Origin of the sequence: Delftia sp. GW456-R20 (assembly GCF_001622915.1) — a bacterium.
GTDB lineage: Bacteria > Pseudomonadota > Gammaproteobacteria > Burkholderiales > Burkholderiaceae_C > Comamonas > Comamonas acidovorans.
Map to the genome: position 1 here is coordinate 1,156,648 of NZ_LWCN01000004.1, position 17,028 is coordinate 1,173,675.

Below are 17,028 nucleotides of genomic sequence, written 5' to 3' on the forward strand. Positions count from 1 at the left end.
CCCGGTATGGATCAGGAAACCTTGCCGACAGCGGCAGGTACCGCTGTTCCTGCCGGGGTCACCTCCATGGCGGGAGCACCATCCAGGGCGGCGTTGAGCTTGGTGTAGTCCAGCTCGTTTTCCCAGCGCGAGACCACCACGGTGGCCACGGCGTTGCCCATGAAGTTGGTCAGCGAGCGGCACTCGCTCATGAAGCGGTCCACGCCCAGGATCAGGGCCATGCCGGCCACGGGCACTTCGGGCACCACGGCCAGCGTGGCGGCCAGGGTGATGAAGCCCGCGCCGGTCACGCCGGCAGCGCCCTTGGAGCTGAGCATGGCCACCAGCAGCAGCGCGATCTCATGGCCCAGGGTCAGGTGGGTGTTGGTGGCCTGGGCGATGAACAGCGCGGCCAGCGTCATGTAGATGTTGGTGCCGTCCAGGTTGAAGGAGTAGCCCGTGGGCACGACCAGGCCCACGACGGACTTGCCGCAGCCGGCGCGCTCCATCTTCTGCATCAGCGAAGGCAGGGCCGATTCCGAGGACGAGGTGCCCAGCACCAGCAGCAGTTCCGCCTTCAGGTAGCGCGCCAGCTTGAGCACCGAGAAGCCGCACAGCCGCGCCACGAAGCCCAGCACTACGACCACAAAGAGCAGCGAGGTGATGTAGAACGAGCCCACCAGCCAGGCCAGGTTCACCAGCGAACCCAGGCCAAACTTGCCGATGGTGAAGGCGATGGCGCCAAAGGCTCCAAGCGGCGCGGCCTTCATCAGGATGCCGACCAGCTTGAACACGGGGGCCGTCAGCGCCTCCAGGAAGTTCAGCACGGGCTTGCCCGCATCACCGACCATGGCCAGCGAGATGCCGAACAGCACGGCCACGAACAGCACCTGCAGGATGTTGTCGCCCACAAAGGGGCTGACCAGCGTCTTGGGGATGATGTCCATGGCAAAGCCGGTGAGCGTCAGCTCGTGCGACTTGGCCACATAGCCCTTGACGGCGGCCTGGTCCAGGTCGGCCGGGTTGATGTTCATGCCCGCGCCGGGCTGCACCACGTGCGCCACCACCATGCCGACCACCAGGGCCAGCGTGGAGAAGAACAGGAAGTAGGCCATGGCCTTGAGGAACACGCGGCCCACGGTGCGCAGGTGCGTCATGCCCGCAATGCCGGTGACGATGGTCAGGAAGATCACCGGCGCGATGATCATCTTCACCAGCTTGATGAAGGCATCGCCCAGCGGCTTGAACTGCTCGGCGTACTGGGGCTCGAAGTGGCCGAGCAGCACGCCTGCCACGATGGCGACCACCACCTGGAAATACAGCTGGCGGTAGAAAGGCAGCCGCTCGGGGCTGGCGGCGTGGGTGGGGACGGCATGCATGGTGCGGCTCCGGCAGGATTTCTGTGGGGTTGACGCACCACCGAGGTGCGGCAAGTTGCGGGAAGGTGCAGGTTGTACCGCTGGCATCCTCCGGCGCCGATAACCTATTGGTATTAGGCGCAGGTGCTCTCCCAGGGAGAATGCACGCAGAATCAGGGTAATCCCCAACCCCTTCCCGCCCCTGGAAGGCACCAAGCTGGCGCCCAATCGGGTCCAGACCACCATGCCCCAACCCGTTCGACGCCCTTCACGCCGCTCCTTCTGGACCCTGCTGCTGCTGTTCGGCGGCATGCTCGCCTGCATGCTGCTGGCCGGTGAGCTGGTCTACCACCGCGCCCTGCGCGGCGAGGCCGAAAGCGTGCAGCGCCAGCTCAGCCTCTACGCCCAGGCCCTGGGCCAGCGCATAGACCGCTACCGCACCCTGCCCGAGGTGCTGGCGCTGGACGCGCAGCTGCGCGCCGCCCTCACCCACCCGCTGTCCGCCGCCGAGGTTGATGCCCTGAACCGCAAGCTGGAGCAGGCCAACGGCGCCAGCCAGTCGTCCACGCTGACCCTGATCGACCGCCACGGCACGGCCCTGGCCGCCAGCAACTGGCGCGAGACGCGCAGCAACGTGGGCGTGGACTACAGCTTCAGGCCCTATGTGCAGCAGGCGCTGTCGCGCGGCAGCGGACGCTTCTACGGCATCGGCCTGACCACGGGCCTGCCGGGCTACTTCCTGTCGCAGGCCATCCTGGACGAACAGAACGCCGTCGCGGGCCTGGTGGTGATCAAGATCGCGCTGCTGGAGCTGGAGCGCGAATGGCTGCAGACGCCCGACGTGGTCATGGCCTCGGACGAGCACGGCGTGGTCTTCCTGGCCAGCCAGCCCGACTGGCGCTACCGCCTGCTGTCACCCCTGAGCCCCGCCGACGAGGCGGACCTGGCCGCCACGCGCCAGTACATCGACCAGGAACTGCACCCCATGCGCTACCGCGTGCGCCAAGGCCTGGAGCAAGGCAGCCGCCTGGTGCAGATGCAGGAGCCCGCCCTGCCCGGCACCACGCTGTGGCAGACCCTGCCCCTGCCCGGCAGCGACTGGCAGTTGCACCTGCTGCACGACACGCAGGCCAGCACCGTGGCCAGCCGCTGGGCGGCGGCGGCCGCTGCGGGCGGCTGGCTGGCCCTGGGCCTGCTGGTGCTGTTCGTGCGCCAGCGCAGGCGGCTGGCCGCGCTGCGCCTGCGCAGCCGCCTGGAGCTGGAGACCGTGCTGCGCCAGCATGCCCAGGAGCTGCGCACGGCCCAGGACGGCATCGTCCAGGCCGCGCGCCAGGCCGACACGGGCCTGAGCCGCAGCCTGGAGCACCTGCCCCAGGGCGTGGTGGTGATCGATGCCGACCTCAACCTGGTGGCCTGGAACTCGCGCTACGTGGAGCTGTTCCGGTTTCCCTCCGAACTGCTGCGCACGGGCCAGCCCATAGAGAACCTGTTCCGCTACAACGCCCGGCGCGGCCTGCTGGGGCCCGGCCCCATCGAGGAGGCCATCCACCGGCGGCTGCAGCATCTGCGCAGCGGCAGCCCGCACCTGCGTGAAAGCACCAAGGACGACGGCACGGTGCTGGAGATCCGCGGCAACCCGCTGCCCGATGGCGGCTTCGTCACCAGCTACGCCGACATCACCAGCTACAAGAACGCCGCGCGCGAGCTGCGCTCGCTGGCCGATGCGCTGGAGCAGCGCATTGCCGAGCGCACGCGCGACCTGGCCGAAGCCAAGCGCGAGGCCGAGCAGGCCAACCGCTACAAGACCCGCTTCGTGGCCGCCGCCGTGCACGACCTGCTGCAGCCGCTGAACGCCGCGCGCATGTTCAGCTCCCTGCTGCGCAGCCATCTGCATGACGACGCGGGCCGCCACGTGGCCGACAGCATCGACGGCGCCCTGGCCGCGCAGGACGCCATCCTGGGCAGCCTGCTGGACATCTCGCGCATGGAATCGGGCCAGCTGGAGGTGCGCGTGCGCGACTTCGCGCTGGGGCCGCTGCTGCAGGTCATGCGCCACAACTTCGGCATCCTGGCCGAAAGCCGGGGCCTGCGCCTGAGCGCGGTGGACACGCGCTGCGTGGTGCGCAGCGACGAGGCGCTGCTGCGCCGCATCCTGCAGAACTTCCTGTCCAACGCCATACGCTATACGCGCCAGGGCCGCATCGTCATCGGCTGCCGGCGCCAGGGCCAGCAGTTGCGCATCGAGGTGCACGACCAGGGACCGGGCATTCCCGAAAGCCTGCAGCACGAGATCTTCGAGGAATTCCGCCGCCTGGACGAAGGCCATGGCGACGACCGTGGCGCCGGGCTCGGCCTGGCCATCGTCGAGCGCCTGGGCCGCCTGCTGGGCCACGAGATCGGTCTGCGCTCGCACCTGGGCCGGGGCAGCGTGTTCTGGGTCTGCGTGCCGCTGGGCGATCCCGCAGCCGTGCCGCAGATCGCCGCGGCCACGCATTGCGGCGAGGCAGGCCAGGACGCACCGCTGCAGGGCATGAGCGCCTGGTACGTGGAAGACGATGCCCAGTCCTGCACCGCCATGCGCGCCCTGCTGCAGCGCTGGGGCTGCAACGTGCCGCTGGCCGGTGGCCCGGCCGAGGCGCTGGCGCTGGCCGCGCCCGGCGAAGCGCCGCAGCTGGTGCTGCTCGATGTGCGCCTGGGCCAGTTGCACGGCCCCGATGTCTACGCGCAGCTGTGCCAGCGCTGGGGCCAGTCGCCGCCCGTGATCCTGGTCACGGCCGAGCGCGACGGCATGGTGCGCCGCCAGGCGGCCGAGCGCGGCTGGGGCTTTCTGGCCAAGCCCGTGCGCCCGCCCGCGCTGCGCGCGCTCATGAGCCAGATGCTGCTGCGCCACCGATAGACGTGGCACGGCAGGGCCTGGCGTTCAGACCGTGCCGTCGTTCTCCAGGCTCTTGACCAGCACGGCCGCCTGCGTGCGGCTGTAGCACTCCAGCTTCTTGAGAATGGCCGTCACATGCACCTTGACGGTGTTCTCGGCCAGCCCCAGTTCGTGGGCGATCTGTTTGTTGAGCAGGCCGTCGGCCAGACACAGCAGCACGCGGAACTGCTGGGGCGTGAGCTGGGCCAGCCGCGCGGCCAGCGCGGCGTCGGCCTCGGAGCGCTCGGCGGCCATGGGCGGGAACCAGCTGCCGCCGTCCAGCACTTCCTGCAGCGCCGTGCCTATGGCCTCGGCCGGCGCCGATTTCGGAATGAAGCCCGCGGCACCGAACTGCTGCGCACGGCGGATCACGCGCGGGTGGTCGTTGGAGGAAATCACCACCACCGGAACATCGGGGTACTCGCCACGCACATGCAGCAGCGCCGAAAAGCCGCGCGCCCCCGGCATGGCCAGGTCCAGGAGCACCAGCTCGATCTCGGGGTGCTGCTGCAGCGCCGCGCCCAGCGTGGCGGCGCTTGCGGCCTCCAGCACGGCGAACTGCGGCAGGGCCTCGCGCAGCACATGGATCACCGCGGCGCGGAACAGCGGGTGGTCATCGGCAACGAGCAGGGTGGATTCGGACATGGGCGCGAGTCTGACACGTCTGGAAGCACATGCCCGGCTCATGGGGCCCATGCCTGGTCCATGGCCGGGTTGCAAGCTGGCACGCTGTTTGCAATCAGTTGCAGCCAAAGGCCTGGCAACAGGCACAAATCCACCGCCCAACCGACGAACAAGGAGCCCTGAATTGACCTTTGAGCCCTCTTGCAACGACCTGCTGCACAGCCCTGGTGCCCCGGCCCCATCCCAGTGCACGGCAGTGTTCAAGCCGCGAGAGTGCAAAACACAAATTAAGTTTCGTCATAACTGTGTCAAAGACACCACTTTATGGCCGGCGCAATGGCTGGGATGCGTTGTAATACGCGGCTTAGCCAGTCAAGACCGCCTTGCACGCAGGCCGCAAAGACGTGCCGACGCCAGCCCGCCCCTGATGCGAAAACGCCACTGTCCCAGGTTTGCCACGTAGCCCAGCCCGGGCGATTGGTTCATCGTCTGCCCCGGTCACAGCACTGGCCACCCGTTTCCACTCTCCAACAATGAAAGACTCCTCAACATGAAACGTTCCTTCATCGCACTGGCCGCTGCACTGGCCTGCGCCGGCGCTGCACACGCCCAAAGCTCGGTCCAGCTGACTGGCCTGGTGGACGCCTATGCCGGCTCCATGCGCATGGCTGGCGACGCCAGCGGCAAGGGTGTCGTGGGTTCGGGCGGCATGACCACCTCCTGGTGGGGCATGAAGGGTCAGGAAGACCTGGGCGGCGGCCTGAAGGTCGATTTCCAGCTGACGGCCTTCATGCGTGTGGACACTGGCAGCCCCGGCCGTTTCGATGGTGACCCGTACTTCTCGCGCGATGCCAACGTCGGCCTGTCCGGCGGCTTCGGCACGGTGCGCCTGGGCCGCGGCATGGCGCCCAACTTCCTGCCCACCATCCTGACCAACCCCTTCGGCGACTCCTTCACCATCTCCCCGCTGGTGCTGCACGCCAACGTGGGCACGACAGCCTGGGGCTCGGCCAACCTGACCACGCCGTCCGACACCGGCTGGAGCAACCAGGTCGTCTACACCACGCCCAAGTTCGGCGGCCTGCAGGCCAACGTCCACTACCAGTTCGGTGAAAAGGGCGGCGATTCCGGCAAGAAGAACATCGGCGTGAACGCCATGTACTTCGGTGGCCCCCTGAGCCTGGTGGCCTTCTACGAGCGCGCCCAGATCAGCAACCCCGTGAGCCTGGCCGTGATGCCCACCAAGACCGACTGGATGCTGGGCGGCACCTACAACTTCGAAGTGGCCAAGCTGTACGCAACCTACGGCCAGGCCAAGGTCAAGGATCTGGACCGCAAGAACAGCACCTACTCGCTGGGCCTGGACGTGCCCGTGACCAGCGCCGGCACCATCAAGGCAGCCCTGGCCCGCACCAAGGCCGAAATCGGCGCCGTGGACTCCACGCGCACCACGGCCAGCCTGGGCTACGACCACTACCTGTCCAAGCGCACCGATGTGTACACCGTGCTGATGCACGACCGCATCACGGACCTGAAGTCGGGCACCAGCCTGATCGCGGGTATCCGCCACCGTTTCTAAGGCGACGCCTGGCCTGCCAGCACGGGCCAGGGACTTACGTCCCGAACTTTCAGCGAGGCTCTGCCTCGCTTTTTTTTCGGCCTCTTGAAAGTCGATAGAAATTTTCTCTCAGCAGTTTTTTACAAACGTCAAGAGAGAAAGCGATTGTCCGACAGCCGCGCTGCGCAATCCGGTGTGCAATGGAGTCCAGGCCCAGCCCAATGCTCTGCCTGCGCTGCCAGACAGGAGGTCCACCATGCGCAGACCCAGCCCCTTCGGACGTCATCCCTTCATCGCCTTCACCGCCACGGTCGTGCTTGCCGTAGCCGCCAGCGTTGCCACCTTCTGGCTGGACAGCGCCGCCCCGGCCGCAGACACCTTGCTGCAAAAAGACCCGGGCGCCCTGCTGTCGTCGATGTAAGCCCTGCAAACGCCTGCAAATGCCTGCCCAGCGCCATCCCTTTCGGACTGGCGCTGTTTTCATTTGCCGGCCGATGTGCCCCCACTGCTGGCCGTCTTCTCCAGCAGCGACAGCCTGCGCCTGACGGCCTGGGCCTTGTCCACCTCGCCCGCCTGATCATGGGCCCTGGCCTGCAGCAGCAGCCAGGCCATCACCGCACGGCGCCAGCCCTGGGCCGAGGCGGTTTCGGCACCCAGCTCCAGCAATTGCGGCTGCGCCGCACCCGCTCGCAAGGCCGCGCCGGCTGCCACCAGCCGGGGCAGCGGCTCCTTGATGGCGCTCACGGCGGCCAGCGCCGGCGCAGACCCGCCCAGCAGCGCCTGTGCCACGGGGCGCTGTAATTCTGGCAATAGCGCAATGTCCTCGGGCCGGAGCTTGCCTTGCAGATACCGCGCATAGGCGGCCTCGGCCGGCGCAGCGTCAAGCGCCAGCGCCTGGTAGCCGGGGCAGTCATCCCATTCGAGACTGGCCACCTGGGCCGCGCAGCGCATCAGCTCCAGACGTGCGGCCAGGTCGGTGCGGCCCGTGGCGGCCACCTCGGCGCGGGCTTTGTCCCATTCCATGGCCTGCACGCGCTGACGGCCTTCCAGGTAGGCGGTGGATGCGCGCTGGGACGCAGATTCGGCATTCAGCGCCCAGTCCGGCGCGGGCGGGCGGCTGCTGCAGCCGGCCAGCACCAGGGTCAGCACGGCGCCGGCGACGGCATGGCGCGCCAGGAGGGTTGCGGCAGAAAGTTTCTTGGCGGCAGCACTCATGGCAGCTTCAACTCCGGTTGATGGGCAAACGGCCACTTGCGCTGCAGGTCGGCCAGTACGCCTTCGAGGCGGCGCAGGTTGCCCTCGACCTCGGCGCGCAGGGCGCCCAGGTCTGCCGTGGCCTCGCGCGCATTGGAGCCCACGGCCTGGGCCTCGGCCAGCACGGCGTCCACCTTGCCCAGCGTGCGGCGCGTATCGGCCAGCAGGCCGTTGAGCTGCACCACGGTGGAACGCACCTCGGGCATGACGCCGCCGGCGTCGAACACCTGGCTGTCGGCCCGCGCCACCATGCGCTCCATGCGGGCCAGCGTGGCGTTGGCGCGGTCCAGCAGGGCCGTGACCTTGCGCGCCTCCTGCTCGCTGCCCATGACCACGCCCAGCACGCCGCCCGGCCCCTGGGCCCGGCCGGCCAGGCCGCGCAGTTCGGTCAGCGACCCGCCCAGGGCCGAGTCCGGCGCGGTGAGCTGGGCGATGTTGCCCAGCACTTCCTTGGCCGTGGACATGATCTGCGGCAGCTCGGCCGTGGCATCGCCGCGCAGCACGGGGCGCACGGCCTCGTCGGGCAGCGGCGGATCGCTGAGGATGCCGCTGTAGGCCTTGATGGTGGTGCCGCCCACCAGCCCCTTGACCAGGGTGAAGACGCTGGACTCGCGCAGCCAGTGCGCGTCCTTGCGCGGCACGTCGATGAGGATGCGCACATTGCCGTCCTCGGCCAGCTCGATGCGGCGCACGCGCCCGATCGGAAAGCCCGAGAAGGTCATGTCCATGCCCACGCTCACGCCCTCGGAGTCGTCGGCCGTGAGCACCAGGCGCTGCGTGGCGTCGAACACGCCGCGCGAGTACAGCAGGTACAGGGCCGATCCAAGAATCAGCACCAGCGTGAACAGCAGCAGTCCAGCCGCCTTGGCGCGCAGGTGCGCCACGGGCTTGAGGGCCTCGATTTCCTCGCCGTCCCAGGGGTCTGGCGGCGTGCGCCGCGTATCGGTCATGGCATTCCTTGTTCTGGCACGGGCCTTGCCGTGCATGTGGGGTTCGTGGAGTTCAGCGGGCGTGCTCAGTAATAGTTGCCCATGAGCGAGATCACCTCGATCACCAGCAGCACGGCAAACATGCGCGCAAAGCCGCCCAGCGCCGCGCCGCCCAGCCGGTGGCGCCGCAGCGGCGCATACAGGCCCGAGGCCATGGGCATGATGGCCACGGTGAGGCTGAAGAACCAGGTCTTGAGCACGAAGACCAGGGTCACGGCCGGCGTGAAGATCTGGCCGAAGATGCGCGTGTAGCCGGGCAGTCCCGCCAGCGTGAAGCCATAGACGCTCAGGTAGACGGTAACCAGGGCCACCACGCAGCTGAGCACGGCCAGCGTGACCGAGGCAAACACGCCCCCGGCGGCGCGCGGCACCAGGGCCATGCGCAGCGGATCGGAGCCGCGCTCCTGCCAGGCCTGGAGCTGGCCCCGCGCGCGCAGTTGCGCAATCAGCGTGCCATTGGGAATGGTGCAGCGCATGGCCACGAACAGCGCGGCCGTCAGCGGGATCAGCTCGATCACCAGCACACGCACCACCATCTCCAGCGCATAGCGCGACAGCCCATAGCTCAGCGCCGTGACGATGACGATGCGCGTGATGACCGCGCACAACAGGGCCGCAAGCGCCGTGAAACCCAGCAGGATGGGGCCGGTCTGCACATAGATCTGGTGCGCCATGGCACGCCGCGCGCCGCGCCGGTAGCTGGAAGGGGACATGGCCAGCACCAGCAGCACGGCGCCCAGGTAGACGCTGCGCCACCAGGCCAGCGCATGGTCGCGCAGCGCCGCCCAGATGCGGTCGGGAAGGGACAGGGCTGCGTGGCTGAGGCTCATCGGGCGATGATAGCGAGCCGTACCGGGACGGTCCGTCGGACGCCGGCGCAAGACAGGCAGCTGCGGACGGCGCTACACATGGCGCTTGGCGCCGGAGCTGCCCAGGGCGGGTGCCAGCGGTTCGTCGGCCTGGGCGTGCAGGGCCTCGATCAGATGGCAGTAGCTGTCCGACCCGTCGCACTGGCTGCGCAGCTGCATCAGCTCATGCTCCAGCGCGCGCAGCTCGGCCAGGCGCTCGCGCACATGGCCCAGATGCGCATCCAGGGTTTCGTTGGCGGCCACGCAGTCGGCCTTGCTGGCGCCGTCCAGCGCCAGCAGGGTGCGGACCTCGTCCAGCGACATGTCCATGGCGCGGCACAGGCGGATGAAGCGCAGCCGGTGCACATCGCTGTCGCTGTACAGCCGGTACTGGTTGTCCTCGCGCACGCCTGCACTGAGCAGCCTTTCCTTCTCGTAGTAGCGGATGTTGGCGGCGGCCACGCCGGAACGCTTGGCCGCCTCGCCGATGCGCCAGCGCGCAGATTCATGCTGTGACATGCTTGACCTTGAAGTGACTTCACCGTTTCCAATGCTCGCATGAACTCCAATCGCCTGCCAAGCCCTCAGGGCAACGAGGCCCTGAAAGCCTCCCCAGCCCTTTCCAAGCCCGCCTCGACTTCGCCGTCTTCCGCCTGCGGCACCGATTGCTGCGCGCCCTTCACCCTCACCCAGCCCACGCCGGCCCGCAAGAAGGCCCAAGGCCACTCGCATGCGCATGGCGAGGGCCATGGCCACGACCACGACCATGACCACGGTCACGACGAGAGCGATCCCCATGCCGGCCACGACCACAGCGTGCTGCCCGGCTGGCCGCGCATCACGGCCGCGCTGATTGCAGCCGTGCTGGCCGAAGCCGCCCACTGGTTCAGCGGCTCCCAGGGCGGCGTGCCGGCCCTGCAATACGGCGGCATGGCCGTGGCCGTGCTGGCCATTGCCCTGTCGGGCCTGGGCGTCTACAAGGCCGGCATCCGCGACGTGCTGCGCCTGAAGCTGGGCATCCATGCGCTGATGGCCATTGCCGTCACGGGCGCCTTCGCCATCGGCCAGTGGCCAGAGGCCGCCATGGTCATGGCCCTGTACGCCGCGGCAGAGCGCATCGAGGACCAGGCCATGGACCGCGCGCGCAATGCCATCCGCAGCCTGCTGCAGATGGCGCCCGAGACGGCCGACGTGCTCCAGCCCGATGGCAGCGTGCAGCGCGTGGCCGCCGCCGACGTGGCGCTGGACGCCACCGTGCGCGTGGCCCCCGGCGCGCGCGTGCCGCTGGACGGCGTGGTCCTGCGAGGCCAAAGCTCGGTCAACCAGGCGCCCATCACCGGAGAAAGCGCCCTGGCCGACAAGGCCCCGGGCGACGAGCTCTACGCCGGCAGCATCAACCAGGATGGCGAGCTGCAGATGCGCGTCACCTCGGCGGCCAATGACAGCCTGATTGCGCGCATCGTCCATGCCGTGGAGCAGGCCCAGGCCTCCAAGGCGCCCACCCAGCGCTTCGTCGACCGCTTTGCTGCCGTCTACACGCCCATCGTGCTGGTGCTGGCCATTGCGCTGGCGGTGCTGGCACCGCTGGTCATGGACTGGAGCTGGCATGACGCGGCCTACCAGGCGCTGGCCCTGCTGGTCATCTCCTGCCCCTGCGCCCTGGTGCTGTCCACTCCCGTCACCGTGGTCAGCGCGCTCACGGCCGCGGCACGCCGCGGCCTGCTGATCAAGGGCGGCCAGGCGCTGGAATCGGCGCGCAAGCTGCGCGCCATTGCCCTGGACAAGACCGGCACGCTGACCACGGGCAGCCCGAAGCTGGTCGAATGGAAATCCTGGAGCGAAGAAGACGCGGCCCAGGACTCCAGCCAGCCCGCCGCATATGCCCTGGCCCTGGCCGGCCGCTCGGACCACCCGGTCTCGCGCGCCATTGCTTCCGGCCTCCAGGCCGATGCCGGCGTGGCCGCCGTGGCCGCACGGTCCTCGGTCAGCAAGCTGCTGGCCCTGCCCGGCCGTGGCGTGCAGGCCGAGATCGACGGCCAGCTCTGGACCCTGGCCAACCTGCGCTGGGTGCAGGAGCAAGGCTGGGACAGCGCCGCGCTGCGCGCCGGCCTGGCCATGCACGAAGCCCAGGGCCGCACCGTGACCCTGCTGGCCGATGCTGGTAGCGTGCGTGCCCTGTTCGCCGTGGCCGACCCGCTGCGGCCCCAGGCCCACGAGGCCGTGGCACGCCTGCAAACCCTGGGCGTACAGCCCGTGGTGCTCAGCGGCGACAACACGGCCACCGTGCGCTCCATCGCTGCCGAAGCCGGCATCCAGGATGCGCGCGGCGGCCTGCTGCCCCAGGACAAGCTCGACGCACTGGCCGAGCTGCAGCGCACCCGCGGCCCCACCGCCATGACGGGCGACGGCATCAACGACGCACCGGCACTGGCCCAGGCCGACATCGGCTTTGCCATGGGCGGCATGCACAGCACGGGCATGGCCATGGAAACCGCCGACGTGGTGCTGATGAACGACGACCTGCGCCGCCTGCCCGAAGTGGTGGAGCTGTCGCGCAGCGCCCACGCCGTGCTCTGGCAGAACATCGCCCTGTCGCTGGGCGTCAAGCTGGTGTTCTTCGCACTGGCCCTGGCCGGCAACGCCAGCATGTGGCTGGCTGTGCTCGCCGACATGGGCGTGAGCCTGCTGGTGGTCGCCAACGGCTTGCGGCTGCGCCGCTGGGGCAGCGACAGGGAGGCGGCATGACCGACGCCCAGCGCCGCGCCGCCTTCACCCACCTGCTGCACAGCTTCCGCTCAAGCCAGGACCAGGCGCCCGCACAGCGCTGGCTGCTGCTGGAGGCCAGCCATGTGCTGGGCCAGCAGCTGCTGGGCCTGCACTGGCGATCCCACTGCTGGATGCTGCGCCATGCGCTGCAACTGCGCGATGGCGGGGAGGTGGCAGGCCAGTTGCTGCGCCTGGCCCTGGTGCCTGCAGGCCACCTGCTGGACCGGCTGCCGCGCGGCAACACAGGCCGCGCCACGGTGCCGGCCACCCTGCCCATGGACATGCCGCCCGCCGTATCGGCCCTGATCGCCGAGGCCCTGCGCGCCACGCGCCGCCCGCCCGGGCGAAGGGCCCGCACCTGAGGAACTTCGCAGCACCGTCCGGTATCATCCATGCCTATGCGCCGCCCCCTGTCCATTGTCCTGGTCTTGCTGCTGGTCCTTCGTGGCCTGCTGGGCGACGCCATGGCCATGGGGGCTGCGCCGGTCATGTCGGCCCTGGCGCCGGCTGCCGCATCTGCGCCAGCGTTGGCTCCGGCGTCGGCACTCCACCACCACGCGCCCGAAATCGCGCGGGAAGTCGCGCTGGAAATCACGCAATCGCCGGACAGCCCCGAGCAGCATCATGCGGCGCACGCCGCAGACCACGGCCCAGATCACGCATCACACGCCGAGCACAGTGCAGCCTGCGCTCCCCAGGCCGGTGGCCCTGCGGGCGGCAGCTGCGGCGAACATGAACATGGGCCCAGCTGCACCCTGTGCGGCATCTGCCATTCGGCCCTTTTCACCCCTGGCCAGATCGGTTCGGACGGCGCAGCGCCGTCCGCCGCACTGCGCCCCCAAGGCAGCGCGCGCTTTGCCAGCGCGGCCAAGCTGCAGGCCATCAAGCCACCCATTTCCTGAAGCCTGACGCCCGAAGTGCGTCCGCGCGATCCCTGCCGCCCCTTCATGGGCAGCCCGCTTGCGGGCATGGCGGGGCGTCTGGCCGCGGATGCGTTGTCCGTTTCGCATTCAGGAGAACACCATGCGCCGTGCGCATTTTCTCGTCCCCCTTATCCAATTCGGGTTGGCGGCCCTTGCCGCATCCAGCCCCGCTGCCTGGGCCCAAGCCCATGACGGCAGCCACCCCCCGGCCTCTTCCTCCGCAGGCCTGACCGGCGCCATCGATCCGGCTGCGGCCAGCCTGCCGCTGCGCCATGCCCCGCTGCCGGCCAGTGGCGCCGTGGAAACCGAGCTGACCGACTGGCGCCAGGCCAATGCGGCCGTGGCCGAGTTTCCCAACGGCCATATGGACATCCTGCGCTGGGAAGCCGCCCAGGGCGGCCGATCCACGCCTGCGCCGTCCCCGCACGGCTCTCACATGCAGCACGGAGGCCGGCCATGAAGCGCACCCTCTTCGCCCCCACCCGGCTGGTCGGCGCCATGGCTGCCGTGTTGGTCCTGGCCGGCTGCGCCAGCATCTCGCCCGACGGCCTGCGCGGCGCGGTCCAATCCCATACCGCCAGCCGCCTGCCGGACGGCGCCCAGCTGCCGCCAACCGATCTGCAGGCCCGCGACGCGGCGCAGCAGCGCATCGACGAGTGGCTGCGCCAGCCGCTGGACATGGACCAGTCCGTGCGCATCGCACTGCTCAACAACCCCGGCCTGCAGGCGCGCCTGGCGCAACTGGGCGTGCAGGATGCCGAACGCGTTCAGGCCCTGACCCTGCCCAACCCCACGCTGGCCCTGGGCCGCATGGTCAACAGCGACGAGCGCGAGATCGAGCGCCAGCTGAGCTTTGGCCTGGTCAGCCTGATCACCCTGCCCTGGCGCAGCCGCTGGCAGGGCATGCAGATGGAACAGGCCACCCTGACCGCCGCGCAGGATGTGCTGCGGCTGGCCGCCGACACGCGCCGCGCCTGGCTGCGCGCCGTGGCCGCACGCCAGCAGCTGGCGTCCAGCGAGCGCATGCACGAAGCGGCCGAGGCCGGTGCCGAGCTGGCGCGGCGCATGGCCCGCGTGGGCAACTTCAGCCGGCTGCAGCAGGCACGCGAGCTCAGCATCCAGCAGGACACCGCAGCCCAGCTGGCGCGTGCGCGCCTTGCCGCCACGGCCGAGCATGAGCAACTGGCCCGTCTGATGGGCCTGTGGGGACGGCGCATCGATTTCAAGCTGCCCGACCAGTTGCCCGCCATCCCGCAGGCCGCCACGCAGTTACGCGCCGGGGACGATGCCGAAGCCACCGCGCTGCGCGAGCGCCTGGACCTGCGCGCCCTGCGCCGCGACCTGGACCAGTTGGCCGAGCGCCGTGGCTGGGCACGCCTGGGCGCCATGTTCGGCGACATCGGCCTGGGCTACAACCGCAACACCGCCACGGACCGGGCCACCGGCCACAGCGATGTGACACGCGGCTGGGAGATCGACCTGCCCCTGCCGCTGTTCGACTGGGGTGGCGCCGCCAGCGGCCGCGCGCGCGCCGAGGTCCAGCGCAGCGCGGCCCAGCTGCAGCAAGGCGCCATCCAGGCGCGGGCCGAGGCGCGCAGCAGCTGGATGCGCTACCGCACGGCCTGGGACCTGGCCCACCAGCAGCAGGCCGAGGTGCTGCCGCTGCGCCGCTTCATCCAGGACGAAACCATGCTCCGCTACAACGGCATGTTCGTCAGCGTCTGGGAGTTGCTGGCCGAGGCCCGCAACAGCGCCCAGGCCGTGGCCACCGCCACCGACGCCCAGCGCGACTTCTGGCTGGCCGACACCGACCTGCAGCTGGCTCTGGCCGGAACCTCGCCAGGCACGGTCGAGGCCGCATCCAGCGCCGCCGCACCGACTCCCACGAACACAGCGAGCCACTGACATGAACCGCCGCAACTTCTTCACCGGCGCGGCCGTGGCCGCCGTCTCCAGCGCCGCCGTCAGCCGCGTGGCCCTGGCCGCCCTGCCCGAGGCAGCGACCCAGTCCTCGGCCGAAACCGCCGCCCCGCTGGCACCGCCCAACGGCCGCCCCTACCGCCCCGTGGTCACGCTCAACGGCTGGACCACGCCCTGGCGCATGAACGCAGGCGTCAAGGAATTCCACCTGGTGGCCGAGCCCGTGGTGCGCGAGGTGGCACCGGGCTTCTTCGTCAACATGTGGGGCTACAACGGCCAGAGCCCGGGACCGACCATCGAGGTGGTGGAAGGCGACAAGGTCCGCATCTTCGTGACCAACCGCCTGCCCGAGCACACCACCGTGCACTGGCACGGCCAGCGCCTGCCCAACGGCATGGACGGCGTGGGCGGCGTGACCCAGCCGCACATCCCGCCCGGCAAGACCTTCGTCTACGAGTTCACGGCGCGCCGTCCCGGCACCTTCATGTACCACCCGCATGCCGACGAGATGGTGCAGATGGCCATGGGCATGATGGGACTGTGGATCACGCATCCGAAGGCGGCCCATCCGCAGATCGCCGAGGTCCAGCGCGACTACGCCTTCCTGCTGTCGGCCTACGACGTGGAGCCCGGCTCCATGACGCCGCGCGTGGCCGAGATGACGGACTTCAACATCTGGACCTTCAACAGCCGGGTGTTCCCCGCCATCAGCCCCGTCGTCGCCAGGCGTGGCGACCGCGTGCGCCTGCGCGTGGGCAACCTGACCATGACCAACCACCCCATCCACGTGCACGGCCACGAATTCGAGGTCACGGGCACCGACGGCGGCCCCGTGCCCCGGTCCGCGCGCTGGCCCGAGGTGACCACCGACGTGGCCGTGGGCCAGATGCGCCAGGTGGAGTTCATCGCCGACGAGCTGGGCGACTGGGCCCTGCACTGCCACAAGAGCCACCACACCATGGGCGCCATGGGTCATGACACGCCGACCATGATCGGCGTGGACCACCGGGGCCTGGTCGGCAAGATCCAGAAGATCGTGCCCGACTACATGGTCATGGGCGAGCGCGGCATGGGCGACATGGCCTCCATGGAAATGCCCCTGCCCGACAACACCTTCCCGATGATGACGGGCACGGGCCCCTTCGGCCCCATCGAGATGGGCGGCATGTTCACCACCCTCAAGGTGCGTGAGCAGCTGGGCGCCAACGACTACGGCGACCCGGGCTGGTTCACCCACCCCAAGGGCAGCGTGGCCTATGAATGGAAGGGGCCGGCGGCCGAAGCCTCCGCACCGCGCCAGACCACGCCCGGCCAGTCCCCCGGCGCACCCAGCGTGCGCAAGCCCGGTGCGGGCCATGAGCACCACTGATGCCATCCAAGGAGCACCTCATGAACACCTTTGCCCTCCTCCTCGCCACCGCACTGCTCGCCGGCCCCGCTGCCGTCTTCGCCCATGGCAGCGAAGCCCACGATGAAGCTCCCAAGACCGCCGCGGTCAAGGAGCAAAAGCCCTGGGGCATTGCCGGCGATGCCTCGGCCGCCCGGCGCACCATCACCCTGGACATGAGCGACAACATGCGCTTCACGCCAGAGCGCATCAGCGTCAAGCGCGGCGAGACGGTGCGCCTGCGCGTGGCCAACAAAGGCCAGGTCATGCACGAGATCGTGCTGGGCACGCCGGCCTCGCTGGACGAGCACGCGCAGATGATGCTCAAGTTCCCCACCATGGAGCACGGCGAGCCCTACATGGCCCATGTCTCGCCCGGCAAATCCGGCGACCTGGTCTGGAATTTCAACCGCGAAGGCAGCTTCGACTTTGCCTGCCTCATCCCCGGCCACTACCAGGCCGGCATGCGCGGAACCATCACGGTGACGCAATGAGCGCGCCACTTCTT

16 protein-coding genes are annotated in these 17,028 nt (G+C 69.5%); 10 read left to right on the top strand and 6 right to left on the bottom strand.

The genetic code is table 11. The features are described from left to right. Positions 1-11: 11 nt before the first annotated feature. Positions 12-1,358 (bottom strand): dicarboxylate/amino acid:cation symporter, encoded by a 1,347-nt coding sequence (locus A4F85_RS10560; RefSeq protein ID WP_063326556.1) that lies wholly within the window; start codon positions 1,356-1,358, stop codon positions 12-14. A gap of 223 nt (positions 1,359-1,581) precedes the next feature. Here A4F85_RS10560 and A4F85_RS10565 point away from each other — a divergent pair, with 223 nt between their 5' ends. Then, positions 1,582-4,233: a hybrid sensor histidine kinase/response regulator gene (locus A4F85_RS10565; protein ID WP_063326557.1), complete on the top strand. Its 2,652-nt coding sequence runs from the start codon at positions 1,582-1,584 to the stop codon at positions 4,231-4,233. A gap of 24 nt (positions 4,234-4,257) precedes the next feature. Here the strand turns inward: A4F85_RS10565 and A4F85_RS10570 are convergent, their stop codons facing one another. Continuing rightward, the gene (locus A4F85_RS10570; RefSeq protein ID WP_034392075.1) at positions 4,258-4,896 is read right to left on the bottom strand and encodes a LuxR C-terminal-related transcriptional regulator; all 639 of its coding nucleotides are present in this window, start codon (positions 4,894-4,896) and stop codon (positions 4,258-4,260) included. Positions 4,897-5,425: 529 nt separating this feature from the next. Between A4F85_RS10570 and A4F85_RS10575 the strand changes: the two genes are divergently transcribed. Together A4F85_RS10575 and A4F85_RS30875 are read left to right on the top strand one after the other, a co-directional pair. Next, positions 5,426-6,454 carry a porin gene (locus A4F85_RS10575; protein WP_013803085.1) on the top strand — a complete coding sequence of 343 codons (1,029 nt, stop codon included), beginning with the start codon at positions 5,426-5,428 and terminating at the stop codon, positions 6,452-6,454. Positions 6,455-6,689: 235 nt separating this feature from the next. Next, the gene (locus A4F85_RS30875; RefSeq protein WP_013803086.1) at positions 6,690-6,854 is read left to right on the top strand and encodes a hypothetical protein; all 165 of its coding nucleotides are present in this window, start codon (positions 6,690-6,692) and stop codon (positions 6,852-6,854) included. Between the two features lie 59 nt (positions 6,855-6,913). Here A4F85_RS30875 and A4F85_RS10580 read toward each other — a convergent pair whose 3' ends face one another. From A4F85_RS10580 to A4F85_RS10595, 4 genes are all read right to left on the bottom strand, one after another. Next, positions 6,914-7,648, bottom strand: a complete 735-nt coding sequence (locus A4F85_RS10580) for a hypothetical protein (protein WP_063326558.1) — start codon at positions 7,646-7,648, stop codon at positions 6,914-6,916. Then, the gene (locus A4F85_RS10585; RefSeq protein ID WP_013803088.1) at positions 7,645-8,637 is read right to left on the bottom strand and encodes an MlaD family protein; all 993 of its coding nucleotides are present in this window, start codon (positions 8,635-8,637) and stop codon (positions 7,645-7,647) included. Before A4F85_RS10585 ends, A4F85_RS10580 begins: the two co-directional genes overlap by 4 nt. Positions 8,638-8,702: 65 nt before the next feature. Further along, on the bottom strand, positions 8,703-9,506 hold the full coding sequence (locus tag A4F85_RS10590; RefSeq protein WP_012204765.1) for an MlaE family ABC transporter permease: 804 nt from the start codon (positions 9,504-9,506) through the stop codon (positions 8,703-8,705). Positions 9,507-9,578: 72 nt separating this feature from the next. After that, positions 9,579-10,043 carry a Cd(II)/Pb(II)-responsive transcriptional regulator gene (locus tag A4F85_RS10595; RefSeq protein WP_013803089.1) on the bottom strand — a complete coding sequence of 155 codons (465 nt, stop codon included), beginning with the start codon at positions 10,041-10,043 and terminating at the stop codon, positions 9,579-9,581. A gap of 39 nt (positions 10,044-10,082) precedes the next feature. Between A4F85_RS10595 and A4F85_RS10600 the strand changes: the two genes are divergently transcribed. The 7 genes from A4F85_RS10600 to A4F85_RS10630 all read left to right on the top strand — a co-directional run bounded on the left by A4F85_RS10600 (position 10,083) and on the right by A4F85_RS10630 (position 17,014). Continuing rightward, positions 10,083-12,269 (top strand): heavy metal translocating P-type ATPase, encoded by a 2,187-nt coding sequence (locus A4F85_RS10600; RefSeq protein ID WP_063326559.1) that lies wholly within the window; start codon positions 10,083-10,085, stop codon positions 12,267-12,269. Next, positions 12,266-12,652, top strand: coding sequence for a DUF3703 domain-containing protein (locus tag A4F85_RS10605; RefSeq protein ID WP_063326560.1), 387 nt, complete (start codon positions 12,266-12,268; stop codon positions 12,650-12,652). Before A4F85_RS10600 ends, A4F85_RS10605 begins: the two co-directional genes overlap by 4 nt. A gap of 30 nt (positions 12,653-12,682) precedes the next feature. Further along, complete coding sequence (locus A4F85_RS10610) at positions 12,683-13,192, top strand: hypothetical protein (RefSeq protein WP_063326561.1); 510 nt, start codon at positions 12,683-12,685, stop codon at positions 13,190-13,192. Positions 13,193-13,313: 121 nt separating this feature from the next. After that, positions 13,314-13,673, top strand: coding sequence for a hypothetical protein (locus A4F85_RS10615; RefSeq protein WP_063326562.1), 360 nt, complete (start codon positions 13,314-13,316; stop codon positions 13,671-13,673). Next, positions 13,670-15,118, top strand: a complete 1,449-nt coding sequence (locus tag A4F85_RS10620; protein ID WP_063326563.1) for a TolC family protein — start codon at positions 13,670-13,672, stop codon at positions 15,116-15,118. Before A4F85_RS10615 ends, A4F85_RS10620 begins: the two co-directional genes overlap by 4 nt. Before the next feature lies 1 nt (position 15,119). Further along, entirely contained in the window at positions 15,120-16,502 is a 1,383-nt protein-coding gene (locus A4F85_RS10625) for a multicopper oxidase family protein (protein ID WP_034392056.1), read from the top strand. A 20-nt stretch (positions 16,503-16,522) separates the two neighbouring features. Beyond that, on the top strand, positions 16,523-17,014 hold the full coding sequence (locus A4F85_RS10630) for a cupredoxin domain-containing protein (RefSeq protein ID WP_063327955.1): 492 nt from the start codon (positions 16,523-16,525) through the stop codon (positions 17,012-17,014). Positions 17,015-17,028 lie beyond the last annotated feature (14 nt).